Source organism: Streptomyces iranensis (genome assembly GCF_017874715.1).
Taxonomy (GTDB): domain Bacteria; phylum Actinomycetota; class Actinomycetes; order Streptomycetales; family Streptomycetaceae; genus Streptomyces; species Streptomyces iranensis.
The window spans coordinates 44,269-69,647 of the sequence record NZ_JAGGLR010000013.1 but is presented as its reverse complement, the minus strand read 5'-3'; the positions used below and the strand labels follow the sequence as shown (position 1 = coordinate 69,647).

Genomic DNA, 25,379 nt, shown 5'->3' with positions numbered 1-25,379 from the left:
TCTCCCCCGCCTCGCACCCCGGGCAACCGTCGCGAGCCGAAGAAAAATACCGATGGTGGAAGAAAAATGCGGATCGTGACCGTCCGGAGACCACCGGGAGACACGGTCGGCCCGAGCCCCCGAAGTGGTGCGACCGGCCGGGGCGGCATCGCGCGCCCCGACCGGTCCACGGCACCCGCACGGCCGTACGCAGTTCAGCCTGGCGCGTCCGTATATCGGTGTTGCGACAGATGAGTTGCCTGTGTGTTAACGCGTTTCCTGCCCATAATCCACGCTTTGTCCGTCATGAGGGGTCTCTGTCAAGCACGCCTGGACCTCGATCTGCCAAATCTTCGCTCAAGGTTCGAATGAGCGGCACATCCACCCTCCCCGGACCCTTGACTGTGCCGTTCCCCGATTGCGAAAGTCCGCTCAACCCGACACGCATGCACCACCCTGGCGAGCGGGCGGCGACATGACGCGCATAGACAACGCGAGTTGACGGTGTGACACCAGTGCGGGGGGACGCTACGCGATGACGAGTCCATCCCAGACCGGCGTGGTCGAGAAGACCGCACCGGGCGGCACGGCGGGCGAGGCGCCGGCCGGTCTGGCGCCCCGCCAGCTGATGTGGCGGCGCTTCAAACGCGACCGCACCGGTGTGATCTCCGCGTGCGTGGTGGTCTTCTTCTTCGCCGTCGCCGTGCTGGCGCCGGTGATCGCCTGGCTGTACGGCAAGGATCCGTACACCACCTACGGACTGGACCGGCCCGAACTGCTGGACCCCCTCACCGGCTATCCGATGAAGCCCAACGGCGGCATCGACGGCGAGTTCTGGTTCGGCATCGAGCCCAAGCTGGGCCGCGATGTGCTGACCCAGCTCGTCTACGGCATCCGCACCTCGCTGCTGATCGGGCTGGCCGCGACCGTGCTGTCCACGCTCACCGGCATCGTGATCGGCGTGGTGGCGGGCTATACGGGCGGCCGCACCGACTACTTCCTCGGCCGCCTCATCGATCTGCTGCTGTCCTTTCCGCAGCAGCTGTTCTTCGTCGCCTTCATGCCGGTGGTCACCGCGCTGTTCGTCAGCCCGCAGAAGGAGACGCCCACCTATTTCCGGGTCACGGCCCTGGTGATGGTGTTGTGGCTGCTGGGCTGGATGCAGCTGGCCCGGCTGCTGCGCGGCCAGGTGCTGTCCCTGAGGGAGCGTGAGTTCGTCGAGGCGGCCAGGGTGACCGGCGCCTCGCCGTGGCGGATCGTCCGCAAGGAGCTGCTGCCCAACCTCGTCACGCCCATCCTGGTGCAGTCCACGCTGATGCTGCCGAACTTCGTGACGACGGAGGCGGCGCTGTCCTTCCTCGGCGTCGGCGTGGTGGAGCCGACCCCCGACTGGGGCCGGATGTTCGCCAAGGGCGCGAACTTCTACGAGGGCGACATCACCTACATGTTCTTCCCCGGCATCGCCATGGTGGTCTTCGTGGTCGCCTTCAACCTGCTCGGGGACTCGGTCCGGGACGCGATGGACCCGAAGACCACGCGGTGACCGGGGGGCCGCCGGGCCCAAGGCAGAGAACGGCAAGTCTTCCGTCCGATGAGGCAGGTGCAGTGACCACGATGACGTCCAAGAACAGTCGCAGAGCCCGTACCTACGCCGTCGCCCTGGCCGCGGGGGCCCTGGCGCTCGCGGGGTGCAGCAGCGGTGGCGGTGGCTCGGACCCCAAGGATTCGAACGAGCCCAAGATGGAGTCCCAGGACATCACCCTCGGCACCGCCGCGGACTCCACCGGACCGGCCAAGGACCTGCCGGGCGCCAAGAAGGGCGGCACCGTCACGGTGCTGCAGCGGGACGCCTTCGAGCATCTGGACCCGGGGCAGATCTATGTCAGCGATGAGCTGATCATGCAGACGCTCTACAACCGGACGCTGACGAACTACCAGTTCGACGACAAGACGGGCAAGGCCAAGCTGGTCGGCGACCTCGCCACCGACACCGGCAAGTCCTCCGACGGCGGCCGCACCTGGACGTACACCCTCAAGGACGGGCTGAAGTACGAGGACGGCTCGCCCATCACCTCAAGGGACGTCCGGCAGGCCGTCGAGCGGCTCTACGCGCCGTATCAGACCAACGGGCCGACCTATCTCCAGCAGTGGCTCTCCGGGGAGGGCCAGAAGTACCGCAAGGCGCTTCCGGACGGCCCCTACAAGGGCAAGCACCTGCCCAAGTCGGTGCTGGACACGCCGGACGACAAGACCATCGTCTTCCACTTCGACCAGCCGCGCGCCGAGGTGCCGTTCGCGGTCGCCATGCCCAATATCAGCGCGGTGCCGCCGGGCAAGGACACCAAGGAGAAGTACGACAAGGCCCCGCTGTCCTCCGGTCCGTACAAGGTCCAGAACTTCAAGCCGGGCAAGGGCATCCAGTTCGTCAAAAACGACCAGTGGGACCCCAAGACCGACTCGATACGCCATCAGTACGTCGAGAAGTTCGACGTCTCCTTCGGCCACCAGTGGGTGGACTCCACCCGCCGGCTCCAGGCGAACAAGGGCGCCGACCGGAACGGGATGACGTGGACCAACGCGGTCGACCCGTCGCAGATCTCCACGGTCCTCAAGGACAAGGAGGCGATGTCCCGGTCGCTGACCGAGACGCAGCCCTATGTGGACGTCGTCTCGATCAACACCGATCGGGTCAAGGACAAGAAGGTGCGCGAGGCGATCGCCTGGGCCTTCCCCAGCGGGCAGTACCTCCAGCAGTTCGGCGGCCCCAAGGGTGGTGAGGTCGGCGGCGGGCTGGTCGGCCCCACGCTCAAGGGCTACGACCCCTCCTTCGACCCGTTCCAGAAGAAGAAGTACCCCGGCGGCAACGCCAAGAAGGCCAGGGAGCTGCTGAAGGAGGCGGGCAAGGAGAACTACGAGCTCGTCTACGCCTACGGCAACGGCGACACCCACCAGGACGCCTCGGTGGTCGTCCAGCAGGCCCTGGAGCGGGCCGGGTTCAAGGTGCAGAAGAAGGAGATCGACCAGTCGACCTTTTACACGCAGATCGGAAAGGTCAAGAACAAGTTCGACCTGTACCGGTCCTCGTGGGGTGCCGACTGGCCGTCCGCCTCGACCGTGGTCCCGCCGGTGTACGGCGGCGAAAACGTCTACGACGACTCCTCGAACTATTCGCACCTCAACGTCCCGGCGGTCAACAAGGAGATCGACAAGGTCGCCAAGGCCAGCGACCTCAGCCGGGCCACCTCGGAGTGGATCAAGCTCAGCGAGAAGATCCTCACCGATGAGATCCCCGCCGTCCCGACCTTCTACAACCGGCTGTTCACCCTCTGGGGCTCAGGGCTGGGCGGAGTGAAGTTCAACTCGGTCTACGGCGCCGTGGACCCGACGGCCGTCTTCATCAAGTAGCCGCGGCCGTAACCAGGCAGCGCAGACCCCGGCCGCACCCGTATCGGCGGGTGCGGCCGGGGACCCGCCCCTAGCGGAAGATCACCGACGTCATGTTGAGATTCCTCGCCCGCCGGTCCCTCGGCGCGATCGTGATCCTGATCCTGATCAGCGCGATCACGTTCTTCCTCTTCTTCGCCCTGCCCGCCGAACCGGCCCGGCTCGCCTGCGGCAAGAACTGCGATCCCACCTCGCTCGCCGTGATCAACAAGAACCTGGGCCTGGACCAGCCGGTGCCGGTCCAGTACGCGAAGTTCATGGTGGGGATCGTCGCCGGGCGGGACTTCGCCGTGGGGCACTGCAGCGCCCCCTGCTTCGGCTACTCCTTCGTCAGCCAGGAGCCCGTCTGGGGCACCATCGCCGACCGCTTCCCCACCACCCTCTCGCTCGCCCTCGGCGGTGCCGCCGTGTTCCTGGTCTGCGGGATCGGCATCGGCATGATCGCGGCCTGGCGGCGCGGCACCTGGATCGACAAGTTCTTCAGCTCGCTGTCGCTGCTCGGCGCCTCGATGCAGATCTACTTCGTCGGAGTGCTCGCCCTGGCCTGGTTCGTCAGCGGTCTGGGGATCATGGACCAGCCCGCCTACTACCCCTTCACCGACAATCCGGCGAAGTGGTTCAGCGGGATGCTGCTGCCCTGGGTGGTGCTCTCCCTGATCTTCCTGGCCAACTACAGCCGGATGACCCGCTCCCAGATGGTCGAGCAGCTGCAGGAGGACCATGTCCGCACCGCGAGAGCCAAGGGGCTCTCCAGCCGTACGGTCTTCTTCCGCTACGCCTGGCGCGGCGCCATCGCCCCCATCATCACCATCTTCGGCATCGACCTCGGATCGCTCTTCGGCGGGGCCATGGTCACCGAGTACACCTTCACCCTGCACGGCATCGGGCGACTGGCGGTGGAATCCGTCCAGCTCACCGATCTGCCCATGCTGATGGGCGTGATGCTGGTCAGCTCCGCGGCCATCGTGGTGTTCAACATCCTGGTCGACGCCGCCTACGCCTTCATCGACCCGCGCGTGCGCCTCGCCTGACAGACCCGGAGCTGCCGAGATGACCACACTCACCAAGCCCGACGACGGCGCGACGCCCCCATCGGCCGGCCCCGGCGACGGCGCCTTCCTGTCCGTACGCGATCTGTACGTCCGGTTCTCCACCGAGGACGGCGTCGTCAAGGCCGTGGACGGCCTCTCCTTCGACCTCGAACGCGGCCGGACGCTCGGCATCGTCGGCGAGTCCGGCTCCGGAAAGTCCGTCACCAACCTCACCGTCCTGGGCCTGCACGATCCGCGCACCACCGCGGTCAGCGGCGAGATCCTGCTGGACGGGCAGGAGCTGACCGGCGCGCCCGAGCGCACCCTGGAGCGGCTGCGCGGCAACACCATGGCGATGATCTTCCAGGACCCGCTGACCGCCCTGTCGCCGTACTACACGGTGGGCCGCCAGATCGCCGAGCCGTACCGCAAGCACACCGGCGCCTCCAAGAGCGAGGCCCGCTCCCGGGCGATCGAGATGCTCCAGAAGGTCGGCATCCCCAACCCGCGGCTGCGGGTGGACGACTATCCGCACCAGTTCTCCGGCGGGATGCGGCAGCGCGCGATGATCGCGATGTCGCTGGTCTGCGACCCCGATCTGCTGATCGCCGACGAGCCGACCACCGCCCTCGACGTCACCGTCCAGGCCCAGATCCTGGATCTGCTGAAGGACCTCCAGCAGGAGTTCGGCTCCGCGATCATCCTCATCACCCATGACCTGGGCGTGGTGGCCAACACCGCCGACGACCTGCTGGTGATGTACGCGGGCCGGGCCGTGGAGCGCGGTACGGTCCGCGAGGTGCTGCGGGCGCCGCAGCACCCGTACACCTGGGGGCTGCTGGGCTCCATGCCGCGGCTGACCTCCGCCGTGGACCAGCCGCTGAGCCCCATCCCCGGCTCCCCGCCGAGCCTGCTCAGCCCCCCGCCGGGCTGCCCCTTCCACCCGCGGTGCCGCTACACCGACCAGGTGGCGGGCGATCGCTGCGCGACCGAGCGGCCGTCGCTGCCGGACGGCCGCGGCGCGGCCTGCCATCTGAGCGCCGAGCGGAAACAGACCCTCTTCACCGAGCAGATCAAGCCCCGGCTGGGCTAGGGACCAGGGCTTAGGAGCGCTGACGCATGAGCATCGAGTCGGGCACACCCGAACCTCTCCTGGTCACCGAGCGGCTGACCAAACACTTCCCGATCATGGGCGGTTTCCCGTTCAAGCGGAAGATCGGGGCCGTGCAGGCGGTGGACGGGGTCGATCTGACCGTGCACGCCGGGGAGAGCTTCGGGCTGGTCGGCGAGTCCGGCTGCGGCAAGTCCACCACGGGCCGGCTGCTGACCCGGCTGCTGGAACCCACCAGCGGCACGATCACCTACCGGGGCCGGGACATCACCCACGCGGGCCGCAAGGAGCTCGCGCCGATCCGCTCCGAGATCCAGATGATCTTCCAGGATCCGTACTCCTCGCTGAACCCCCGGCAGACCGTCGGCACCATCATCTCCGGCCCCATGGAGATCAACGGCATCGATCCGGCGGGCGGCCGGGAGGCCCGGGTGCGCGAACTGCTGGAGATCGTGGGCCTCAACCCCGAGCACTACAACCGCTTCCCGCACGAGTTCTCCGGCGGCCAGCGCCAGCGCATCGGGGTGGCCCGCGCGCTCGCCCTGGAGCCCAAGCTGATCGTGGCCGACGAACCGGTCTCGGCGCTGGACGTCTCCATCCAGGCGCAGGTCGTCAATCTGCTCCAGAAGCTCCAGCGGGAGCTGGGCATCGCCTTCCTGTTCATCGCCCATGACCTCGCCGTCGTACGCCACTTCTCGCAGCGCGTCGCCGTGATGTACCTGGGCAAGGTGGTCGAGGTGGGCGACCGCGAGTCCATCTACCGCCGCCCCCGTCACCCGTACACCCACGCGCTGCTGTCCGCGGTGCCGGACGCGGCGGTGATGATGGCCGAGGAGGCCTCGGACGGCCCGGACGCCGTGGAGACCACCCGCCGGACACGCATCCGGCTCGCCGGGGACGTCCCCTCCCCCATCGACCCGCCCTCCGGCTGCCGGTTCCGCACCCGGTGCTGGAAGGCCCAGGACAAATGCGCGCGGGAGGAGCCGCCGCTCATCCGCCTGGAGGGCAACCGCGAGGGCCACCTGTCCGCCTGCCACTTCCCCGAGGACCCGACGCTCGAGGCCCGCGAGGAGGACGTGGTGCTGGACCCGGCGCTGATCGCGGCGGAGTCGGAGGCCCTGCCGCACAAGGGGCCGTAACGGACCGGGGTTTCGGTATCAGAACCGCGAGAAGGAATGCACCCGCCCGACGGCGGTGAACCCGCGGCGGCCGTACCAGCGCAGCGGCCAGTCGTCCTGGTCGGCGACGAGGAACCGCAGCGCGCACCCCGCGGCGGCCGCGCGGCGCAGCGCGTCGGCCAGGACGGCGTCGGCGTAGCCGCGGCGCAGATACGGCTCGGCGGTCGCCACCTCCTCGATCTGGGCGACCCCGGCGGCGGGCTCCAGATACAGATCGGCCCAGGAGGCGATCTCGCCGCTGTCGTCGTGGGCGGCGAGGAAGAGCACCTCCTCGGCTCCGGCCCGCCGGGCGGTGCGCCGCTCCACGAGGTCGTACACGGTCTTCTCGTCCGCGTCCGGCATCCACCGCCACTGCTGCGCCGTCACCGCCCGCCGCAGCAGCCCGTGCGGATACGGCCCCAGCTCCCGCTCCACCACATCGGCCGCCCCGGCCGCCGGCGCCGGCCCGGTGTGGACCATCAGCACCTCGGTGACATGGGTGTACCCGGCCCGTTCCAGCGCGGGCACACAGAGCAGCCCCAGGGCCTCGTCATGGACCGTGATCCGGCGGTGCGGCAGGAAGGCCATGGCCTCGTCGGCGAGCGCGGGCAGCCCCTCGGGGTCGGCGGGCCCGGTGATATGGAGCTGATTGTGCTCATGGGAGCGGGCGTACTCCCGGTGCAGCACCAGGAAACCGCCCGGCACCTCCCGCACTTCACCGGCCTGTCGACGGGCGAAGGAGATCCGGAAGTCGATGATGCGCTGAAGGTCGTTCTGCGACACGTCGCGATCATAGGTGAACTCATACAAGGGAGCGCTCTTCGCCCGGCCCACACGTGAGGACCGTCTCACGCCGCCCCATTCCGCCCCGCGCGCTGATCAGGGCTCCGGGACGGGGCCGTAGACGGCCGTGGGGGCGGCCGTGGACCAGGCCCAGTAGCGGTCGCCGTAGGACCAGTGCCACCACTCGGTGGGGTAGTTGACCATGCCGACCGAGGACAGCGCCTCGATCATCAACGCCCGGTTCCCGCGGGCCCATTCGGACAGGCCGGGGGCGTGGGTGTAGCAGGCCCCGCCGCTCTCCTCCGGTGTCGCGGCCTCCGGGCTGCCCATGTCGATCTCCGTACCGTCCCGTGTGCATACAGTGAGGTCGATCGCCGCCCCGGCGACATGTCCGGCCGTCTCCGCCGGGGCGCACCAGCGGCTGGCCGCCGTCCGGATCCGCTCCTCGTCGGCGCCCGGATCGAGCTTCCGCAGCGTGGCCGCGTAGCCATCGAAGATCTCCCGCTGGAGCGCCGGGGGCCGGTAGCCCTCGACCAGCAACCACCGCCAGTCGCCGGGCAGCGACTTCTCGGCCCGCTCGAGACGTTCGGCGACTCCGGCCCGGAGGTGCGCGAAGTGCCCCGCGGGATCGGCCCGCCGGACGTCCACGCGCATCCGCCCCCGGCAGTCGACCAGCGGTTCACCACATTCGCGCACCGGCACCGCCCTGACCCGTGGGTCGCCGATCAGGACGATCCGCTGATCTGCGGGGAAGGGCGAGTGATCTGCCGGGAAGGGCGAGCTGGTCATGGGGCTCTCCTCACACGTGCCGGTGGGCCGTCCCACAATCTGCCCGTCCCCACGTTCGGATGAACCACCGTCCACAGGCGCCCGGAACGGGCAGCCCGTCCGTATGATCGCCGGTATGAGCCTCGAACGTGTCACGATCACGATCCCGAGCGAGACCCTGAGCGCCGCCAAGGAAGCGGCGGATCGCGAGGGCATGAGCGTTTCGGCCTGGCTCTCGCGCGCGGCAGAGCACGCGGCCAAGATCGAGGCAGGGCTGATCGCGGCGGAAGAGGTGCTGGCGGAGATCGGTCCACCCACCCCGGAGGAGCAGGCGTGGGTGGATGAATTCATGGACACGGTCACGAGGCCCGTCACGGACGGCGAGTCCGGTGTCGGCGATCACGCGGCTTGATAGCCAAGCGCTCGGGGGGACAGCCGATGACGGTACTACGACCCGTTGTCTATGACGCGGGAATGCTGATCGCTGCTGAGCGATCCCAGACCAAGGTCTGGCGGGCCCACCGGGCCTATCTCACGGCGGGTGGTGTGCCCCAGGTGCCCGCGCCTGTGGTCGCGCAGGTATGGCGGGACGGGGCACGCCAGGCACGCTTGGCGCAGATGCTCAACGGGTGCGATGTGGCGGTCATGGACGAGACAGCGGCTCGGGAGATCGGGGAGTTGCTGGCCCGAGCGGGAACGTCGGATCCGGTGGACGGAGCGGTCGCGGTGCTCGCCGCGCGGCAGAAGGCGGCGATCGTCACCTCCGACCCCGACGACATTCGGCATTTGCTCGACCGGCTTGACAGCCGAGGCAAGCTGGTGGCCGTGCAGCAGGTCTGATTCAACTCCCTCACGGACTTCCCCACGCCATGTTGGACAGGGCCACGAACAGCACAAAGGCGATCCCCACGCCCTGTACGGCCTTGCCCCAGCCGGGCATGGATTCGCCCCGCTTGACCGCTGAGCGCTGCGCGGAGAAGGCGAACGCCAGCGCGATGAGGGCGAGGGGACCGAGCACGATGGACAGCCAGTCGACTTGTACGGGGGTCATGGCGGAACTTCCTTACGTTCACCTCGGCTACGGGCGGCCCATCCTCCCCGGGGCCGCCCGGGACCCCTCCCGAGCAGCGATGCCTCCGCCTTCGCCGCGCGTCCGAACGGCCCGTTCCTAGGCGACCGTGAGCACGATCTTGCCTTGGATATGCCCTCGGGCGGCGCGTTCGTGCGCCGCTCGGGCATCCGCGAGCGGAAACGTGCTGTCCACCGCGACGCGAACCGTGCCCGCGTCGAGCAGAAGCCCCAGTTCGGCGAGTTGCGCGCCGTTCGAGCGGACCTGGGTGGCGGTGACCGTGACGCCCAGCTTCGCGTTCTCCTCGTCGTCGAACTCGGCGAAGTACACCGGGTAGAGGGATCCGCCACGCTTGAGGGTGCGCAGGAAGCGCCTGCTGTCGGGACCCCCGACGTTGTCCAGGACGAGATCGACGTCACGGGCGACCTCCTCGGGCCGCTCCTTGGTGTAGTCGATGAACTCGTCGGCGCCGAGCTCGCGCAGGAACGTCTCGTGGGCGCCGGAGGCCACGGCGATGACGCGGGCTCCCTTCCACTTGGCCAGTTGGAGAGCGAGGTGCCCCACGCCACCGGCGGCGCCGTTGATGAGCACCGTGGTCTCGCTGTCGAGTGCCATCGGGCGGTGCCGGGCTTCTTGGAACGGCGAGGGATGGTCGTGCCCGAGCTCGATCAAGAACTGCCACGCCGTCAACCCCGACATGGGCAGCCCGGCGGCGTGCACATGGTCGATGGCGGCCGGCTTGGGGGCGAGGTCGGACGCCGGCGCGGTGACGTACTCGGCGTATGCGCCGCCCTGGAGAGCGATGGGGAAGCGCAGCAGGCCGACCACCTCGTCTCCGACCGCGAAGCCGTTGACGTCGGCGGCGACGGCTTCCACGACGCCCGAGACGTCGGTCCCCGGAATCAAGGGGAGATCGAACGGGGGCTTGAGCTCGGGAGGCAGTTCGCGCATTCCCTCGCGCACGTACCAGTCGGGAGGGTTGATGCCGACCGCGTGCACGCGGACGAGCACCTCACCCGGCCCCGGTTCGGGGACCGGCGCCTCCTCATAACGCAGCACCTCGGGGCCGCCGAAGTCGTGCAGCCGGATCGCCCTCATCGTGCGTGTCGACATCATTTTCTCCTGCCCGCGCCGCGGGATACGCTGATCGGATCAGTGGTCCATATATCCGTACCACTGATCCGAATATATGGACCACTGGTCCGGATAGTCAAGAGGGGCAGATGCGGGCCGACGCCAGGAAGAACCGTGACCACCTGCTCGCAGTCGCGGGCACCGTCATCGCCGAGCAAGGCGTCGACGCGTCGCTGCGCGACATCGCGCGCAAGGCCGACGTGGGGCTCGCAACGCTGCTCCGCCACTTTCCGACCCGCGAGGCGCTGCTCGAGGCCCTGCTCCACACGAGCTTCGACGAGCTGACGGCAAAGGCGGACGAGCTCGAAACGTCGAGCTCGCCCGAAGACGCTCTCGCTTCGTGGCTACGCGACTGCGTGGCGTGGACAACCGAGTATCGGGGGGTGACCGTGCTGATGGCGGCCGCCATCGAGGACACCGAATCCGCACTCCACGCTTCGTGCGTCACCCTGCGCGCGGCCGGGGCGCGGCTCCTCGCCCGTGCCCAGGCCGCGGGCATGGCGCGGACGGACATCGATGGCACCGATCTGTTCGCGCTGATCGCGGCGCTCGCATGGCTGGGCGACCAGCCCTCGCTCGCGTCACGCGCCGAGCACCTCTTCGAGGTCGTCGCGAGCGCGATCCTGACGAAATGATCGGCGCAGGTCAGCGCAGGTCGCGGAAGAACGTCCGTACGTCGCCCACCAGCAGCTCCGGGACCTCCATCGCCGCGAAGTGGCCGCCCGTCCCGAACTCCGACCAGTGGGTGATCGCATGCCATGGCTCGGCGAGACGGCGGATCGCGGTGTCGCCCGCGAAGACCGCGACGCCGGTGGGGACCCCTGAGCGCTCGGGGGCCGCGCCCCAGGCCGAGGCGGCCTCTTTGTAGAGGCGGGCGGAGGGGCCCGCCGTGTTGGTGAACCAGTACAGGGAGACGTTCGTCAGGACCGCGTCGCGGTCGAGGGCATCCGGTTTGTCGCCGTGGGCGGCGAACCAGTCCACGTTCCAGGCGAGTTGGCCGACGGGCGAGTCGGCGAGGCCGTAGGACAGGGTCTGGGGGCGGGTGCCCTGGATGGCGGCGTAGCCGGAGAGCTCGCGGTGCCAGCGTTCGAGACCGGTGAGGCGTGAGCGCTCGGCCGGGGTCAGCTCCTCCGGATCCGTCGCGCCGGCCGACCCCGCGGTCACCAGCGCGTTGACATGAACGCCGACGACCCGGGCCGGCGCCACCCGCGCCACCTCGGGAGAGATCAGCGACCCGAAGTCGCCGCCCTGCGTGCCGTAGCGCTCGTACCCCAGGCGCCGCATCAGCTCCGTCCACGCGGTGGCGATGCGGCGGATGCCCCAGCCGGGCTCGCGCGGCGGGGCGGAGAAGGCGAATCCGGGGAGGGACGGGACGACGACGTGGAAGGCGTCGGCCGGGTCGCCGCCGTGTCCGCGCGGATCGGTCAGCGGGCCGATGACCTCGGTGAACTCCGCGACCGAACCCGGCCAGCCATGAGTGATCAGCAGCGGCAGGGCATCCGGTTCGGGCGAGCGGACCTGGAGGAAGTGCACCCGCTGTCCGTCGATCTCGGTGGTGAACTGCGGAAACGCGTTCAGCCGCGCCTCTCGCGCCCGCCAGTCGAACCCGGTGGCCCAGTACCCGGCCAGCTCGCGGACATGGTCGGGCGAGGCACCGTCGGACCAGCCGGCGCCCGGGAGCCGCTCCGGCCAGCGAGTGCGTTCCAGGCGTCGGCGCAGATCGTCGAGGTCGGCTTCGGGGACGGCGATACGGAAGGGACGGATCTCCATGGGCCGCACGGTAGGCGCGGTCGCGGACGGGGAGTGTCCGCGACGCCTCCGCCACCCCGGACAGCGGTCATCGACGTGCGCCACCGGCGGTGCGGATGTCAGATGGGCCTAGGTGGTGTCCGACTGATCTTGTCGCCTGCGGCGGGCTGCTCCCCTCCCCGCCCCTTCCCGGAACCAGGGGCTTCGCCCCTGGACCCCCGGGGTCTGGGGCGGAGCCCCAGTTTCGGGAAGGGGCGGGGAGGGGATCGATCCGCCGGACGCCCCGTAAGGCCGATCTTGGACCGGATCGTCGGGAGGCGCCATGCGTCGCGGAGCCCCGTATTCCCTGCGTGCCCGTCCTTCCCTGCGCGCCGTCGTCCTGATCGTGACGGCCGCGGCCACCGCGACAGCCTGCGGCGGCGGGGACAGCGGCGACGACGCCGGTGTCGTCCGCTCCTCCTGGGGGGATCCCCCCAATCCGCTGGAGCCCGCCAACACCAATGACGTCCAGGGCGGCAAGGTCCTCGACATGATCTTCCGGGGGCTCAAGCGCTACGACCCGAGGACCGGCGAGGCCAAGAACGCGCTCGCGGAGCGGATCGAGAGTTCCGACCAGCGCAACTACACCATCACCCTCAAGAAGGGCCGGCGGTTCGCCAACGGTGAGAAGGTCACCGCCGCGTCCTTCGTGAACGCCTGGAACTACGGCGCCCGGATCGACCACAAGCAGCGCAACGCCTACTTCTTCGAGTACATCGAGGGCTATGACAAGGTCCACCCCGCCTCCGGCGGCGCCCCCACCGCCAAGGCCCTCTCCGGGCTGCGGGTCAGGAACGACCGGACCTTCACCGTCCGGCTCACCCAGAAGTTCTCCACCTGGCCCAAGACCCTCGGCTACAACGCCTATGTGCCGCTGCCCCGGGCGTTCTTCGAGGACCACGCCGCCTGGCTGAGGAAGCCCATCGGCAACGGCCCGTACCAGGTGCGGTCGTACGCCAAGGGCTCGGTGATGAAGCTGCGCGCCTGGGACGGCTACCCCGGCCCGGACAAGGCCCGTAACAAGGGCGTCGACCTCCGCGTCTACACCGATAGCAACACCGCCTACACCGATCTCCAGGCGGGCAATCTCGATCTGGTCGACGATGTCCCGGCGCAGCAGCTGAAGTTCGTACGCTCCGATCTCGGCAACCGCTACATCAACCAGCCCGCCGGGATCATCCAGACCCTCACCTTCCCGATGTACGACCGCACCTGGAGCGGCCCGGCGAAGGCCAAGGTCCGCCGGGGCATCTCGATGGCGATCAACCGGGCGCAGATCACCGAGCGGATCTTCCAGGGCACCCGCACCCCCGCGACCGACTGGACCTCGCCGGTCCTGCGCAGCCAGGGCGGCTATCAGCCGGGGCTGTGCGGGGACTCCTGCCGCTACGACCCGGTCCGGGCACGCAAGCTGATCAAGGCGGGTGGCGGGCTGCCCGGCGGCCGGATGACGATCACGTACAACGCCGACACCGGCTCCCACAAGGACTGGGTGGACGCGGTCTGCAACAGCGTCAACACCGTGCTGCGGAACGACCGGGCCTGTGTCGGCAAACCGGTCGGCACCTTCGCCGACTACCGCAACAAGATGGCGGGGAAGAAGATGACCGGGCCGTTCCGGGCCGGCTGGCAGATGGACTATCCGCTGATCCAGAACTTCCTCCAGCCGCTGTACTACACCGGCGCCTCCTCCAACGACGGCCACTTCAGCGACACCGGCTTCGACCGGCTGGTGAACCAGGCCAACGCCACCTCCGCCGACGGCCGCGCCATCGCCGGTTTCCGGGACGCGGAGAAGATCCTCGCCGAGCAGATGCCCGCGATCCCGCTCTGGTACCAGAACGGCAGCGCGGGCTATTCGCAGCGGCTCAGCGAGGTGGCGCTCAATCAGTTCAGCGTGCCGGTCTACTCACAGATCAGGGTCGGCTGAGCCATGGGCCGCTATACGCTGCGGCGGCTGCTGCAGATGATCCCGGTCTTCATCGGCTCCACCTTCCTGATCTTCTTCATGGTGTACGCGCTCGGCGACCCGGTGGCCGCGCTCTTCGGCGACAAGGCCCCCGACCCCGCCACCGCCGCCCGGATCCGTGAAGACCTCTATCTGGATGAGCCGCTGTGGCGGCAGTACGCGCACTACATGGGGCAGATCTTCAGCGGCCACTTCGGTACGGCCTTCAACGGGCAGCCGGTGACCGAGCTGATGGCGAGCGCGTTCCCGGTCACCCTCCGGCTCACCCTCGTCGCGGTCGCCTTCGAGATGGCGCTGGGGATCACCCTGGGCGTCCTCAGCGGGCTGCGCCGGGGCCGGGGTCTTGACACCTCGGTGCTGCTGCTCACCCTGGTCGTGGTCTCCGTCCCGACCTTCGTCAGCGGCACGGTGCTGCAGTATCTGTTCGGCGTGACGTGGGGCTGGGCCAGGCCGTCGGTTTCGCCGGAGGCGCCGCTGAACGAACTGCTGCTGCCCGGGGTGGTGCTGGGGCTGGTCTCGCTCGCGTACACCACCCGCCTCACCCGTACCTCCATCGTGGAGAACGCCCGCGCCGACTACGTCCGTACCGCCGTCGCCAAGGGGCTGCCGCGCCACCGGATCGTCACCCGCCATCTGCTGCGCAACTCGCTGATCCCGGTGGTGACCTTCATCGGCACGGACATCGGCGCGCTCATGGGCGGGGCCATCGTCACCGAGCGGATCTTCAACATCCACGGCGTGGGCTACCAGCTCTACCAGGGCATCCTGCGCCAGAACTCGCCGACCGTCGTCGGCTTCGTGACCATCCTGGTGATCGTCTTCCTGCTCGCCAATCTGCTCGTCGACCTCCTCTACGCCGTGCTCGACCCGAGGATCCGGTATGCCTGAGCCCTTTGACACGCGCTACGACACGACCGAGGCGATCGCACCGCCCGGGAGCGGCGGCGGCCGTCCGGTGGACCCCACCGCCTCCGGCCCCCGGACGCCGAAGGGCGGGCCACCTCCGAAGGGCGGACCACGGCGCGGCCCCTGGCGGCGCCTTCCGCTCCCCTGGCGCGGGGAGCCCGGCCGCCGCTCCGGCGGACCGGCCGCGCCCACCGGACGGGGGCTGTGGACCGACGCCTGGCACGATCTGCGCCGCAATCCGATCTTCGTCGCCTCCGCGCTGATCATCCTCTTCCTCGTCGTGATCGCGATCTGGCCGCAGCTGATCGCGAGCGGAAATCCGTACCACGGCGACCTGGCCAGGGCGCAGGACGGCCCGGCCCCCGGCCACCCCTTCGGCTACGACCTCCAGGGCCGCGATGTCTACACCCGCACGGTCTACGGCGCCCGCGCCTCCATCACCGTCGGCATCTGCGCCACCCTCGGCGCGGCGCTGCTGGGCAGCGTGCTGGGCGGACTCGCCGGGTACTTCGGCGGCTGGTGGGACGCGCTGCTCTCGCGGATCGCCGATGTCTTCTTCGGCATCCCGATCCTGCTGGGCGGGCTGGTCTTCCTGTCGGTGGTCACCAGCGGCTCGGTCTGGCCGGTGGTGGGCTTCATCGTGCTGCTGGGCTGGCCACAGATCTCCCGGATCGCGCGCGGCTCGGTGGTGACCGTCAAGGAGCACGACTACGTGCAGGCGGCGCGGGTGCTCGGCGCGGGCAGCGGCCGGACGCTGCTGCGCCATATCGCGCCCAACGCCGTGGCGCCCGTGATCGTCGTCGCGACCATCGCACTGGGCACCTACATCTCACTGGAGGCCACGCTGTCGTTCCTCGGCGTGGGGCTCAAACCGCCCACCGTCTCCTGGGGGATCGACATCTCCTCGGCCGCAACCCAGATCCGCAACGCCCCGCACATGCTGCTGTGGCCGGCCGGGGCGCTGTCCATCACGGTGCTCGCGTTCATCATGCTCGGCGACGCGGTGCGCGACGCCCTAGACCCCAAGCTGCGCTAGCCATGGCGGCCCGCCTGCTGGACGTACGCGACCTGCGCGTGGAATTCCGCACCCGGGACGGGATCGCCGAGGCCGTCGGCGGTGTCTCGTACGCCGTCGAGGCCGGTCAGACGCTGGCCGTGCTGGGCGAGTCGGGCTCCGGCAAGTCGGTGACCGCCCAGGCGATCATGGGCATCCTCGACTCCCCGCCCGGCCGGATCACCGGCGGCCAGGTGCTGTTCCAGGGGCGGGACCTGCTGACGATGGGCGCGGAGGAACGCCGCCGGATCCGGGGCGCCGCGCTGGCGATGATCTTCCAGGACGCGCTCTCCGCCCTCAACCCGGTGATTCCCGTGGGCGCCCAGCTCGCCGAGATGTACGAGGTGCACCGCGGGATGTCCCGCAAGGACGCCCGGGGGCGGGCGGTCGAGCTGATGGACCGGGTCCGCATTCCGGCGGCGGGACAGCGGGCCGGGGACTATCCGCATCAGTTCTCCGGCGGTATGCGCCAGCGCATCATGATCGCCATGGCGATGGCGCTGGAGCCGGACCTGATCATCGCCGACGAGCCGACCACCGCTCTGGACGTCACCGTCCAGGCCCAGGTCATGGAGCTGCTCGCGGAGTTGCGCCGCGAGTACGCGATGGGGCTCGTCCTCATCACCCATGACCTGGGCGTGGTCGCGGACGTGGCCGACACCATCGCCGTGATGTACGCGGGCCGGATCGTGGAGACCGCGCCGGTGCGCGACCTCTACCGCCGCCCAGCCCACCCGTACACCCGCGGACTGCTGGACTCCGTACCGCGCGTGGACCACGGGGGCGGGCAAGCCCGCCGGGGTCACGGGGAGCATGGGCGTCACGGGAGCCACGGAGGTCACCGCGGCGGGAAGCTCTACGCGATCAAGGGAGCGCCGCCCAGCCCACTCGCCCTGCCCCCCGGCTGCCCCTTCCACCCCCGCTGCCCGCGCGCCCAGGAGGTCTGCCGCGTCGAACGGCCGCCGCTGTACGAGGTGTCGGCGGCGGGCGAGGGCCCGGCGTCCGGCACGGCCCCGGCGTCCGGCACGGCCCCGGCGGCGGGCGGGCGGACCAGCGCCTGCCACTTCTGGAAGGACGAACTCGATGCCCTCGACGCCGTCAATGCCTGAGACCGGGACCGCCGAGCCGGTCCTCGAGGTCCGCGATCTCGCCAAGCACTATCCGCTGACGCGGGGGGTGCTGGTAAAGCGGCGGATCGGCGCCGTCCGGGCGGTCGACACGGTCTCCTTCGCCCTGCGGCGCGGGGAGACCCTCGGCATCGTCGGCGAGTCCGGCTGCGGCAAGTCCACCGTCGCCAAGCTGCTGGTCAGCCTGGAACGACCGACCGCCGGGACGATCCACTACCGGGGCGAGGACATCGCCGGGCTCTCGGGCCGCGCCCTGCGCGCCGTCCGCCGCAACATCCAGATGGTCTTCCAGGACCCGTACACCTCGCTCAACCCCCGGATGACGGTGGGCGACATCATCGGGGAGCCCTTCGAGATCCACCCCGAGGTGGCGCCCAAGGGCGACCGGCGGCGGACGGTCCAGGATCTCCTGGACGTGGTGGGGTTGAACCCCGAGCACATCAACCGCTACCCCCACCAGTTCTCCGGCGGCCAGCGCCAGCGCATCGGCATCGCCCGGGGACTGGCGCTACGACCGGAGATCATCGTCGCGGACGAACCGGTCTCGGCGCTGGACGTCTCGGTCCAGGCGCAGGTGGTCAACCTGATGGAGGGCCTGCAGGACGAGTTCAACCTGTCCTACATCTTCATCGCCCACGACCTGTCGGTGGTCCGCCACATCTCCGACCGGGTCGCCGTGATGTACCTGGGCCGCTTCGCCGAAACGGGCACCGGCCGAGAGATCTACGACCACCCCACCCACCCCTACACCCAGGCCCTGCTGTCGGCCGTCCCGGTCCCCGACCCCGGCGCCCGAACCCGCCGAGAACGCATCCTGCTCACCGGCGACGTCCCCTCCCCGGCCAACCCGCCCTCCGGCTGCCGCTTCCGCACCCGCTGCTGGAAGGCCCAGGAACGCTGCGCGGCGGAGGTGCCGGTGCTGGCGGTGCCGCCGGGCTTGGCGGGGGCGGCCGCGCACGCCTCGGCGTGCCACTTCGCGGAGGAGCGCGCGGAGGTCAGCGCATGACGTTCAGGGCAAAATGTCGAATATGCTCCCACCGGAGCCGTTCCCCAGCAGCGTGCCCGGCCCCTGGGGCACCACCTTGTGCACCGGATGGACACGCAGTTGCACTTGCGGCGCGAACACCTGCATGGCGGTGGCAAGCCGGATGTGGTCCACCTTCCAGAAGACGATGACCCGGTTGTTCCTGACGACCTGGTACTCAATATGCGGCGCGGCACTCGCGGCGGTCTGCGGGCTGATCGTCGAGTCCGGGCCGGGAACGTCCGGCACGCCCTGCCGCAGCTTCAGACCTATCCGCCGTATCGGCCTCTCCATGGTCTTCTTCGTGGCCCATACGACGACGGCTTCGATGTCCCGCCACGGCACGACGGCGGTGAACCGGCGGTAGCGCGTCACGGGGCCGCCCAGGGTGACGCCCGACTCATCGGCCCGGAACGCCACCAGCCGCTTCCAGCCGAGGCCCGAGAAGAGCTGAAGGGGCGTGCGGGTGTAGTACGCCTGATAGACCGGTGAGTGAGGGGCAGTCATGCCACGACCCTACGAGACGCGGCGCGGCGCCGTCTCGCGCCTTCGGCGCATTTGAGCATGGGTCAGGGGGTGGGGGGCGAGGCGCCGCCGCCGGGCGCCGGGCTCTGGGGGTGGGAGTTGGTGGCGGCGCCGGCGCTCGGAGGCCGAGGCCGTTGCCGGGCCGCCGGACCGGTTCCGGATTGCCGGGGGTGGGGTACCCCCCTTGGAAAACGTTTGACAAATTAGTTGCGTCAGATCAAGCGATCCTGAACGACGGCGAGGGCCGCCCGGCCGTGGTGGTCATGGTCCGGGCGGCCCTCGTCGTTCGACCGCGGCTCGCGCGGGAGCGTCAGGCGTGGACCACGTCCTTTTCCTCCGCGAAGTGGCACGCCGACTCATGCGCCGCGGGCGAGTCCGTGCCGGCGAAACGCTCGGGGATGGCGAGGAGGGGGATCTCCTTGGCGCACTTGTCCTGGGCCTTCCAGCAGCGGGTGCGGAAGCGGCAGCCGGAGGGCGGGTTGGCCGGGGAGGGGACGTCGCCGGTGAGGATGATGCGCTCGCGGCCCTCGCGCGACTCCGGGTCCGGGACCGGGACGGCCGACAGCAGCGCCTGGGTGTAGGGGTGCGTCGGGTGGTCGTAGATCTCGGTGTCGGAGCCGATCTCGGCCATCTTGCCCAGGTACATCACGCCGACCCGGTCGGAGATATGCCGGACGATGGACAGGTCGTGGGCGATGAAGATGTAGGACAGGTTGAACTCGTCCTGCAGTCCCTCCATCAGGTTGATGACCTGTGCCTGGACGGACACGTCGAGCGCGGAGACCGGCTCGTCGCAGATGATGATCTCGGGGTTGAGGGCGAGGCCGCGCGCGATGCCGATGCGCTGGCGCTGGCCGCCGGAGAACTGGTGGGGGTAGCGGTTGATGTACTCCGGGTTCAACCCCACCACGTCCAGGAGATCCTGGACCTTGCGGCGGCGGTCGCCCTTCGGGGCCACCTCGGGGTGGATCTCGAAGGGCTCCCCGATGATGTCGCCCACCGTCATCCGGGGGTTGAGCGAGGTGTACGGGTCCTGGAACACCATCTGGATGTTGCGGCGGACGGCCCGCAGCGCGCGGCCCGACAGCCGGGTGATGTCCTGGCCCTTGTAGAAGACCTCGCCCGCGGTGGCGGTCTCCAGGGTCATCAGCAGCTTGGCGACGGTGGACTTGCCGCAGCCGGACTCGCCGACGATGCCGAGGGTCTCGCCCTGGTAGAGGTCGAAGGAGATGCCGTCGACCGCCTTGACCGCGCCGATCTGCCGCTTGATGAGGATGCCCTGGGTCAGCGGGAAGTGCTTGACCAGATTGCGCACCTGGAGGATCGGCTCACCGCGGTCGACCTTGGCCTCGATCGCGGCGACCGCGGCGTCCTCGGTGGCCGCCTCGACCGTCTCCACCTCCGTGACGTTGGGGGTGGCGTCCGCGGCCGGTTCCATGGCCTTCTCGTTCTTCTCGGCGTCAGCCATGGAGGGTCTCCTTCCAGAAGTGGCAGGCGCTGCCGCGGCCCGGCAGCTCCGTGCCGTCCTGCTCGGTGACCGGCACCAGGGCGGGGACGTCCGTACGGCAGATGTCCTCCGCCTTGGGGCAGCGCGGGTTGAAGGCACAGCCCGTGGGGATCTTGAGCAGATTGGGCGGCAGCCCCTTGATCGCGTAGAGCTCCTGCCCCTTGCGGTCCAGGCGCGGGATGGAGTCCAGCAGGCCCCGGGTGTACGGATGGGCCGGGCGCTTGTAGAGCTCGTGCACGGGGGCGGTCTCGACGATCCGGCCCGCGTACATCACGGCGATCTTGTCGGCGACGTCCGCCACCACGCCCAGGTCATGGGTGATCAGGATCAGACCCATGTGGTACTCGCGCTGGAGCTCCGCGAGCAGCTCCATGACCTGGGCCTGGACCGTCACGTCGAGCGCCGTGGTCGGCTCGTCGGCGATGATCAGGTCCGGCTCCAGCGCCATCGCCATGGCGATCATGATGCGCTGGCGCATACCGCCGGAGAACTGGTGCGGATAGTCGCTCACCCGCTCCTTGGCCGCCGGAATACGGACCCGGTCCATCAGCTCGATGGCCTTGGTCTTGGCCTCCTTGCGCGAGAGCCCCTCGTGCACCCGGAACATCTCGCCGAGCTGGTAGCCGACGGAGAGCACCGGGTTCAGGGAGGACAGCGCGTCCTGAAAGATCATCGCGATCTTGTTGCCGCGGATCTTCCGGCGCTCCTCGGCGGACATCTTCAGCATGTCCTGGCCACGGAAGAAGATCTCGCCCTGCGGGATCCTGCCGGGCGGCATGTCGAGGATGCCCATGATCGCCTGGGCGGTCACGGACTTTCCGGAGCCGGACTCACCGAGCACGGCGAGCGTCTCGCCCGCGTCCACGCTGTAGTTGACTCCGTTGACGGCCTTGGCGATGCCGTCGCGGGTGTGGAACTCGACGTGCAGATCGCGCACGTCGAGCAGCTTGCTGCCGTGGTCCTCGCCCGAGCGCGGGACGGGGACGTCCGCAGGCATGTCGGTGATGGTCACGTACGCCTCCCTCAGCGCAGCTTCGGGTCGAGGGCTTCGCGCACGGCGTCGCCCATCATGATGAACGCCAGCACGGTGATGCTCAGGGCGCCGGCCGGGAAGAGCAGTACGTGCGGGAAGTTGCGGATGAACTGGGTGCCGTCCGAGATGTCGCCGCCCCAGGAGATGGAGCCGTCACCGAGTCCGAGACCCAGATAGGACAGCGTCGACTCGGCGACGATGTACGTGCCGAGCGAGATGGTCGCGACGACGATCACCGGTGCGATCGCGTTCGGCAGGATATGCCGGAACAGGATCCGCCTGGTGCCGGCGCCCAGGGCCTTGGCCGCCACGACGTAGTCGGCGTGTTTGGTCGTGATGACCGCGCCGCGCATGACACGGGCGATCTGCGTCCAGCCCAGGAAGGCCAGCGCACCCATGACCACCCAGACGGTGCGATCGGTGAACGCGTTGAGCACGACCATCGAGCCGAGCAGGAACGGGATGCCGAAGAACACGTCGGTCAGACGCGAGATGAGGCTGTCCCAGAACCCGCCGAAGTAGCCTGCGAGCATGCCCATCAGACCGCCGAAGAGGGTGACGAGGACCGTCACGCCGAGGCCGACGATGATCGAGTTGCGGGCGCCGTAGAGCACCCGCGCGTACAGGCTGCGGCCCGTGCCGTCATAGCCGAACCAGTCCTCCTGGAAGACATGGCCGAGGTTCGGCTTGCCCAGGAAGTGGTTGGCCTGGTCGCCGGTGTCCGGGTTGGCGCCGGTGAACAGACCGGGGAACGCGGCGACGAGCAGGATCACCAGGATCAGCAGCCCCGAGACCACGAACAGCGGATTGCGGCGCAGGCCCCGCCAGGCGTCGGCGCCGAGGCTGCGCGGCTTCTCGGGCGCCGGACCGGCGTCCGAGGTGACGGGCGTGCCCGCGACGATCGCGGCGGCTTCCTCGCTCGCGGACGGGGTCTTGGTGAGGTCAGGCATAACGAATCCTCGGGTCCAGGACCGCGTAAAGCAGGTCGACGAGCAGGCTGGCGAGGAGATAGACGAGCACCAGAACGGTGACGATGCCGACGATGACCGCACCCTCGCGGCGGGCGAGCGCCTCGAAGAGCAGGTTGCCGACGCCGGTCACATTGAAGATGCCCTCCGTCACGACGGCGCCGGCCATGAGACTGCCGATGTCGGTGCCGAGGTAGGTGACCACGGGGATCAGCGAGTTGCGCAGCAGGTGCACCGTGATGATCCGCCTGCGCGGCAGCCCCTTGGCGGTGGCGGTGCGGATGTAGTCGGCGGACCGGTTTTCCGCGATCGAGGTGCGGGTCAGCCGGGCCACGTACGCGAGGCCGACCATGCCGAGCACCAGTGCCGGGACCATCAACTGACCCAAGTTGGTGGAGTCCTGGACGGTCGGTGTGATCCAACCGAGGTTGTTTCCGAAGTACAGCTGGCACGCCAGACCGATGACGAAGATCGGGACGGAGATAACCACCAGGGTGAACAGTGTGACAGCGGTGTCGATGACCTTGCCGCGCCGGATGCCTGCGACGACGCCCAGGACGATGCCGACGACGAGCTCGAAGGTCCAGGCCATGGCGGCGAGCCGCATCGACACCGGGAACGCCCGCGAGATCTCGTCGAGGACCGGTCGGTTACCGGCGATGGTCCTGCCGAAATCCCCCTGGAACAGACCCCGCATGTAGTGCAGGTACTGCTCCCACAGCGGAAGGTCCAGTCCTCTGTCGTGCCGGATCTGCGCGACCTGCGCGGGGTCCGGCGGCTTGTCTCCCCACAGCGCCCGTACGGGATCGCCGGGGAGCACGTTGACCATAAGGAAGATCAACAGGGTCGTCCCGATGAACACCGGGATCATCTGGAGCAGTCGCCTCGCGACGTAGCGCCCCATAGGTGCCTCCGTCCATTCCGGAGCCGCCCGCAGCGGCGCCCGGCATCGCCGGACGCCGCTGCGGGACGCGTTGCTCCGTAGCGACTTACTTCTTGAAGACCTCGACGTTCCAGAGGACCGGGTCGCCGGCCTGGTCGAACTCGATCTTCTTCACGTTGTTCGAGTAGGCCGAGTTGACCTTGTTGTAGAACGTGGGGATGCCGGGCATCGTGTTCCGCAGTTCCTTCTCGGCGGCCTGGTACAGCTTCGCCGACTCGTCAACGGTCTTGGCCTTGTCGGCCTTCTTCACCAGCCCGTCGAACTTCGGGTCGGAGAAGTCGCCCTTGTTGCCGTCGACGCCGGTGCCGAACAGGTCGGCGAGGAAGTTGCCGTTGAACGGGTAGTCGAGCACCCAGCCGGAGCGGTAGATCGACTTGACCTTCTTCTGGTCACGGATCTCGGTGTCGGCCTGGAAGTCGGTGACCGGGTCGCCCACGCACTTCACACCGGTGGTCTTGGTGATGCTGTTGCAGACCGCGGTGACCCAGCCCTTGTGCGGCTGGTCGGCGTTGTACTGGATCGAGATCTTGTTGCCCGGGACGCCGCCGCCCGCCTTGATGAACTGCTTCGCCTTGGCCGGGTTGAACTTGCAGTACTCACCGCACGCGTCGGGCTGGTAGCCCTTCACGCCCTTGGCGACCCAGCCGGTGGCCGGCTCACGGTTGCCGAAGAAGGTGGTCTTGGCGATGGTGTCGCGGTCGATCGCCATCGACAGGCCCTGGACGACCTTGCGGTCGACGTCCTTCCACTGCTTCGTGTAGTAGGCGGGGTTGATCGTGTTGATCGCGGAGAACTCGGTGTTGATGGCGCGCTTGCCGAAGTCCTGCTTGTAGTTGGCGAGCTCACTGTCCGGCACCAGCGGCATGGTGTCGACGTTGTCCGAGCGCAGGTCGTTGTACGCGGCCTGCGGCGACGTGTACGCCTTGAAGTTGATGCCGCCGTTCTTCGGCTTGCTCTGGCCCTTGTAGCCGTCCCAGGCGCTGACCTGGATCGACTTCTTGTGGTCCCAGCTCTTGAACTTGTACGGCCCGTTGCCGACCGGGTTCTCGCCGAACTTCTTCGGGTCCTTCAGCGCACCCGAGGGCAGCGGGTAGAAGGAGGAGTAGGCGAGCTTGTACGCGAAGTACGGGATCGGGTTCGCCAGCTTGATGGTGAAGGTGTTGTCGTCGACGACCTTCAGGCCGGACATGGCCTTGGCCTTGCCCTTGCCCTTCGCCGGGTGGACCTGGTCGTAACCCTCGATATCGCGGTACCAGGCGCTGTTCTGCTGGCCGTTGGCCGGGTTCGCGTCCCAGTTCCACGTGTCGACGTAGGTCTTGGCGGTGACCTTCTCGCCGTTGTGGAACGTCCACCCCGGCTTCAACTTGACGGTCCACACGCTGTTGTCGTCGTTCGGCGTGACCGACTCGGCGTTCTCGTACGTGATGTTGCCGGACTTGTCGTAGCCGACGAGACCCGTGAAGAGGGAGTCGATGACGACGCTGCCGTACGCCTCCATGGTGTTGGCCGGCATCAGCGAGTTCTGCGGCTCACCGTTGGCGTAGCTGACGATCCCCTTGGGATCGATCTTCCTGTTGGCATTGTCGCTGCCGTTGTCGCCGCCACCACCGCACGCGGTGGCGGCGAGAGAGACGACGCCGGCTATGGCAACCCACTTGGCGCTCTTGGCACCACGCATGGGGCTCCTCCTCATGAGTCCACTTGTTCACTGCGAGGGGGCACGCGCATCGTCCACCGTCACCCCGACGGAGAAAGCTGCGGTGCCCCAGTGTGCTCGTGAGTCGGCGCCCCCCAAAGCGCGTGACCCGTTGACCCGAGCTCAATGGACCCCATGATTGAGCACGTCCGGCCCTTAAACCACACCTTATGGGTCTCGCTTTGGTCACAGGATCTACGCGCGGAGCTTCGAAATCCGGACAAAACTACCCCAGACAGACACACGCGAAACGGACTGTTAACACATCATGCGGAGCTCGGACGCCGATATCCGGACACGCGAATCCGGATAAGCGCTTGACTGACACCCTCCTGCCATGGCAGCGACCCGCACTCCGCAAGG

At 68.8% G+C, this 25,379-nt stretch carries 24 protein-coding genes; 13 read left to right on the top strand and 11 right to left on the bottom strand.

Going from position 1 to position 25,379, the window contains the following annotated elements:
- The first annotated feature begins 514 nt into the window (after nucleotides 1-514).
- From J2Z30_RS24010 to J2Z30_RS23990, 5 genes are all read left to right on the top strand, one after another.
- Nucleotides 515-1,522 carry an ABC transporter permease gene (locus J2Z30_RS24010; RefSeq protein WP_044570325.1) on the top strand — a complete coding sequence of 336 codons (1,008 nt, stop codon included), beginning with the start codon at nucleotides 515-517 and terminating at the stop codon, nucleotides 1,520-1,522.
- Nucleotides 1,523-1,593: 71 nt separating this feature from the next.
- On the top strand, nucleotides 1,594-3,384 hold the full coding sequence (locus J2Z30_RS24005) for an ABC transporter substrate-binding protein (protein WP_044581433.1): 1,791 nt from the start codon (nucleotides 1,594-1,596) through the stop codon (nucleotides 3,382-3,384).
- A gap of 92 nt (nucleotides 3,385-3,476) precedes the next feature.
- A complete protein-coding gene (locus J2Z30_RS24000) occupies nucleotides 3,477-4,454 on the top strand; it encodes an ABC transporter permease (protein WP_044570327.1) in 978 nt (325 codons plus the stop codon).
- Nucleotides 4,455-4,473: 19 nt separating this feature from the next.
- Nucleotides 4,474-5,547: an ABC transporter ATP-binding protein gene (locus J2Z30_RS23995; protein WP_044570329.1), complete on the top strand. Its 1,074-nt coding sequence runs from the start codon at nucleotides 4,474-4,476 to the stop codon at nucleotides 5,545-5,547.
- Between the two features lie 26 nt (nucleotides 5,548-5,573).
- Nucleotides 5,574-6,704 carry an ABC transporter ATP-binding protein gene (locus tag J2Z30_RS23990; protein ID WP_044570331.1) on the top strand — a complete coding sequence of 377 codons (1,131 nt, stop codon included), beginning with the start codon at nucleotides 5,574-5,576 and terminating at the stop codon, nucleotides 6,702-6,704.
- 18 nt (nucleotides 6,705-6,722) lie between these two features.
- Here J2Z30_RS23990 and J2Z30_RS23985 read toward each other — a convergent pair whose 3' ends face one another.
- On the bottom strand, nucleotides 6,723-7,505 hold the full coding sequence (locus tag J2Z30_RS23985; protein ID WP_044581434.1) for a GNAT family N-acetyltransferase: 783 nt from the start codon (nucleotides 7,503-7,505) through the stop codon (nucleotides 6,723-6,725).
- A 96-nt stretch (nucleotides 7,506-7,601) separates the two neighbouring features.
- On the bottom strand, nucleotides 7,602-8,294 hold the full coding sequence (locus tag J2Z30_RS23980; protein WP_044570332.1) for a M15 family metallopeptidase: 693 nt from the start codon (nucleotides 8,292-8,294) through the stop codon (nucleotides 7,602-7,604).
- Between the two features lie 115 nt (nucleotides 8,295-8,409).
- Between J2Z30_RS23980 and J2Z30_RS23975 the strand changes: the two genes are divergently transcribed.
- Together J2Z30_RS23975 and J2Z30_RS23970 are read left to right on the top strand one after the other, a co-directional pair.
- On the top strand, nucleotides 8,410-8,685 hold the full coding sequence (locus J2Z30_RS23975) for a hypothetical protein (RefSeq protein ID WP_044581435.1): 276 nt from the start codon (nucleotides 8,410-8,412) through the stop codon (nucleotides 8,683-8,685).
- 62 nt (nucleotides 8,686-8,747) lie between these two features.
- Nucleotides 8,748-9,113, top strand: a complete 366-nt coding sequence (locus J2Z30_RS23970; RefSeq protein ID WP_052701373.1) for a type II toxin-antitoxin system VapC family toxin — start codon at nucleotides 8,748-8,750, stop codon at nucleotides 9,111-9,113.
- A gap of 10 nt (nucleotides 9,114-9,123) precedes the next feature.
- Here J2Z30_RS23970 and J2Z30_RS23965 read toward each other — a convergent pair whose 3' ends face one another.
- Both J2Z30_RS23965 and J2Z30_RS23960 read right to left on the bottom strand, forming a co-directional pair.
- Nucleotides 9,124-9,324 carry a hypothetical protein gene (locus tag J2Z30_RS23965; protein WP_044570337.1) on the bottom strand — a complete coding sequence of 67 codons (201 nt, stop codon included), beginning with the start codon at nucleotides 9,322-9,324 and terminating at the stop codon, nucleotides 9,124-9,126.
- Nucleotides 9,325-9,441: 117 nt separating this feature from the next.
- Nucleotides 9,442-10,455, bottom strand: a complete 1,014-nt coding sequence (locus tag J2Z30_RS23960; protein WP_209468811.1) for an NADP-dependent oxidoreductase — start codon at nucleotides 10,453-10,455, stop codon at nucleotides 9,442-9,444.
- Nucleotides 10,456-10,565: 110 nt separating this feature from the next.
- Between J2Z30_RS23960 and J2Z30_RS23955 the strand changes: the two genes are divergently transcribed.
- Nucleotides 10,566-11,111, top strand: coding sequence for a TetR/AcrR family transcriptional regulator (locus tag J2Z30_RS23955; RefSeq protein WP_044570340.1), 546 nt, complete (start codon nucleotides 10,566-10,568; stop codon nucleotides 11,109-11,111).
- Nucleotides 11,112-11,121: 10 nt separating this feature from the next.
- Here J2Z30_RS23955 and J2Z30_RS23950 read toward each other — a convergent pair whose 3' ends face one another.
- Nucleotides 11,122-12,246, bottom strand: coding sequence for an epoxide hydrolase family protein (locus J2Z30_RS23950; protein WP_044570343.1), 1,125 nt, complete (start codon nucleotides 12,244-12,246; stop codon nucleotides 11,122-11,124).
- A gap of 301 nt (nucleotides 12,247-12,547) precedes the next feature.
- On the opposite strand from J2Z30_RS23950, the gene J2Z30_RS23945 reads away from it, so the two are divergent.
- From J2Z30_RS23945 to J2Z30_RS23925, 5 genes are read left to right on the top strand one after another with little or no spacing between them, the layout of a single operon-like run.
- Complete coding sequence (locus tag J2Z30_RS23945; RefSeq protein ID WP_044570347.1) at nucleotides 12,548-14,194, top strand: peptide ABC transporter substrate-binding protein; 1,647 nt, start codon at nucleotides 12,548-12,550, stop codon at nucleotides 14,192-14,194.
- 3 nt (nucleotides 14,195-14,197) lie between these two features.
- Complete coding sequence (locus J2Z30_RS23940) at nucleotides 14,198-15,121, top strand: ABC transporter permease (protein WP_044570349.1); 924 nt, start codon at nucleotides 14,198-14,200, stop codon at nucleotides 15,119-15,121.
- Nucleotides 15,114-16,175, top strand: a complete 1,062-nt coding sequence (locus J2Z30_RS23935) for an ABC transporter permease (protein WP_044570352.1) — start codon at nucleotides 15,114-15,116, stop codon at nucleotides 16,173-16,175. The genes J2Z30_RS23940 and J2Z30_RS23935 overlap by 8 nt, the downstream gene beginning before the upstream one ends.
- A 2-nt stretch (nucleotides 16,176-16,177) precedes the next feature.
- Nucleotides 16,178-17,302, top strand: coding sequence for an ABC transporter ATP-binding protein (locus J2Z30_RS23930; protein ID WP_044570355.1), 1,125 nt, complete (start codon nucleotides 16,178-16,180; stop codon nucleotides 17,300-17,302).
- On the top strand, nucleotides 17,295-18,326 hold the full coding sequence (locus J2Z30_RS23925; protein WP_044570358.1) for an ABC transporter ATP-binding protein: 1,032 nt from the start codon (nucleotides 17,295-17,297) through the stop codon (nucleotides 18,324-18,326). The genes J2Z30_RS23930 and J2Z30_RS23925 overlap by 8 nt, the downstream gene beginning before the upstream one ends.
- Nucleotides 18,327-18,329: 3 nt before the next feature.
- Here the strand turns inward: J2Z30_RS23925 and J2Z30_RS23920 are convergent, their stop codons facing one another.
- The 6 genes from J2Z30_RS23920 to J2Z30_RS23895 all read right to left on the bottom strand — a co-directional run bounded on the left by J2Z30_RS23920 (nucleotide 18,330) and on the right by J2Z30_RS23895 (nucleotide 24,998).
- A complete protein-coding gene (locus J2Z30_RS23920; protein ID WP_044570361.1) occupies nucleotides 18,330-18,851 on the bottom strand; it encodes a hypothetical protein in 522 nt (173 codons plus the stop codon).
- A 328-nt stretch (nucleotides 18,852-19,179) separates the two neighbouring features.
- Nucleotides 19,180-20,337: an ABC transporter ATP-binding protein gene (locus tag J2Z30_RS23915; protein WP_044570364.1), complete on the bottom strand. Its 1,158-nt coding sequence runs from the start codon at nucleotides 20,335-20,337 to the stop codon at nucleotides 19,180-19,182.
- A complete protein-coding gene (locus J2Z30_RS23910; RefSeq protein WP_044581437.1) occupies nucleotides 20,330-21,373 on the bottom strand; it encodes an ABC transporter ATP-binding protein in 1,044 nt (347 codons plus the stop codon). The genes J2Z30_RS23915 and J2Z30_RS23910 overlap by 8 nt, the downstream gene beginning before the upstream one ends.
- A gap of 26 nt (nucleotides 21,374-21,399) precedes the next feature.
- Nucleotides 21,400-22,359, bottom strand: coding sequence for an ABC transporter permease (locus J2Z30_RS23905; RefSeq protein ID WP_044570367.1), 960 nt, complete (start codon nucleotides 22,357-22,359; stop codon nucleotides 21,400-21,402).
- Entirely contained in the window at nucleotides 22,352-23,281 is a 930-nt protein-coding gene (locus tag J2Z30_RS23900; RefSeq protein ID WP_044570369.1) for an ABC transporter permease, read from the bottom strand. The genes J2Z30_RS23905 and J2Z30_RS23900 overlap by 8 nt, the downstream gene beginning before the upstream one ends.
- An 85-nt stretch (nucleotides 23,282-23,366) precedes the next feature.
- Nucleotides 23,367-24,998 carry a peptide ABC transporter substrate-binding protein gene (locus tag J2Z30_RS23895; protein ID WP_044570372.1) on the bottom strand — a complete coding sequence of 544 codons (1,632 nt, stop codon included), beginning with the start codon at nucleotides 24,996-24,998 and terminating at the stop codon, nucleotides 23,367-23,369.
- Nucleotides 24,999-25,379 lie beyond the last annotated feature (381 nt).

Coding starts and splice junctions, on each gene's coding strand:
- J2Z30_RS24010 (WP_044570325.1), top strand. CDS start 515: ATGACGAGTCCATCCCAGACCGGCGTGGTCGAGAAGACCGCACCGGGC.
- J2Z30_RS24005 (WP_044581433.1), top strand. CDS start 1,594: ATGACGTCCAAGAACAGTCGCAGAGCCCGTACCTACGCCGTCGCCCTG.
- J2Z30_RS24000 (WP_044570327.1), top strand. CDS start 3,477: ATGTTGAGATTCCTCGCCCGCCGGTCCCTCGGCGCGATCGTGATCCTG.
- J2Z30_RS23995 (WP_044570329.1), top strand. CDS start 4,474: ATGACCACACTCACCAAGCCCGACGACGGCGCGACGCCCCCATCGGCC.
- J2Z30_RS23990 (WP_044570331.1), top strand. CDS start 5,574: ATGAGCATCGAGTCGGGCACACCCGAACCTCTCCTGGTCACCGAGCGG.
- J2Z30_RS23980 (WP_044570332.1), bottom strand. CDS start 8,294: ATGACCAGCTCGCCCTTCCCGGCAGATCACTCGCCCTTCCCCGCAGAT.
- J2Z30_RS23975 (WP_044581435.1), top strand. CDS start 8,410: ATGAGCCTCGAACGTGTCACGATCACGATCCCGAGCGAGACCCTGAGC.
- J2Z30_RS23970 (WP_052701373.1), top strand. CDS start 8,748: ATGCTGATCGCTGCTGAGCGATCCCAGACCAAGGTCTGGCGGGCCCAC.
- J2Z30_RS23965 (WP_044570337.1), bottom strand. CDS start 9,324: ATGACCCCCGTACAAGTCGACTGGCTGTCCATCGTGCTCGGTCCCCTC.
- J2Z30_RS23960 (WP_209468811.1), bottom strand. CDS start 10,455: ATGTCGACACGCACGATGAGGGCGATCCGGCTGCACGACTTCGGCGGC.
- J2Z30_RS23955 (WP_044570340.1), top strand. CDS start 10,566: ATGCGGGCCGACGCCAGGAAGAACCGTGACCACCTGCTCGCAGTCGCG.
- J2Z30_RS23950 (WP_044570343.1), bottom strand. CDS start 12,246: ATGGAGATCCGTCCCTTCCGTATCGCCGTCCCCGAAGCCGACCTCGAC.
- J2Z30_RS23945 (WP_044570347.1), top strand. CDS start 12,548: ATGCGTCGCGGAGCCCCGTATTCCCTGCGTGCCCGTCCTTCCCTGCGC.
- J2Z30_RS23940 (WP_044570349.1), top strand. CDS start 14,198: ATGGGCCGCTATACGCTGCGGCGGCTGCTGCAGATGATCCCGGTCTTC.
- J2Z30_RS23935 (WP_044570352.1), top strand. CDS start 15,114: ATGCCTGAGCCCTTTGACACGCGCTACGACACGACCGAGGCGATCGCA.
- J2Z30_RS23930 (WP_044570355.1), top strand. CDS start 16,178: ATGGCGGCCCGCCTGCTGGACGTACGCGACCTGCGCGTGGAATTCCGC.
- J2Z30_RS23925 (WP_044570358.1), top strand. CDS start 17,295: ATGCCTGAGACCGGGACCGCCGAGCCGGTCCTCGAGGTCCGCGATCTC.
- J2Z30_RS23920 (WP_044570361.1), bottom strand. CDS start 18,851: ATGACTGCCCCTCACTCACCGGTCTATCAGGCGTACTACACCCGCACG.
- J2Z30_RS23915 (WP_044570364.1), bottom strand. CDS start 20,337: ATGGCTGACGCCGAGAAGAACGAGAAGGCCATGGAACCGGCCGCGGAC.
- J2Z30_RS23910 (WP_044581437.1), bottom strand. CDS start 21,373: ATGCCTGCGGACGTCCCCGTCCCGCGCTCGGGCGAGGACCACGGCAGC.
- J2Z30_RS23905 (WP_044570367.1), bottom strand. CDS start 22,359: ATGCCTGACCTCACCAAGACCCCGTCCGCGAGCGAGGAAGCCGCCGCG.
- J2Z30_RS23900 (WP_044570369.1), bottom strand. CDS start 23,281: ATGGGGCGCTACGTCGCGAGGCGACTGCTCCAGATGATCCCGGTGTTC.
- J2Z30_RS23895 (WP_044570372.1), bottom strand. CDS start 24,998: ATGCGTGGTGCCAAGAGCGCCAAGTGGGTTGCCATAGCCGGCGTCGTC.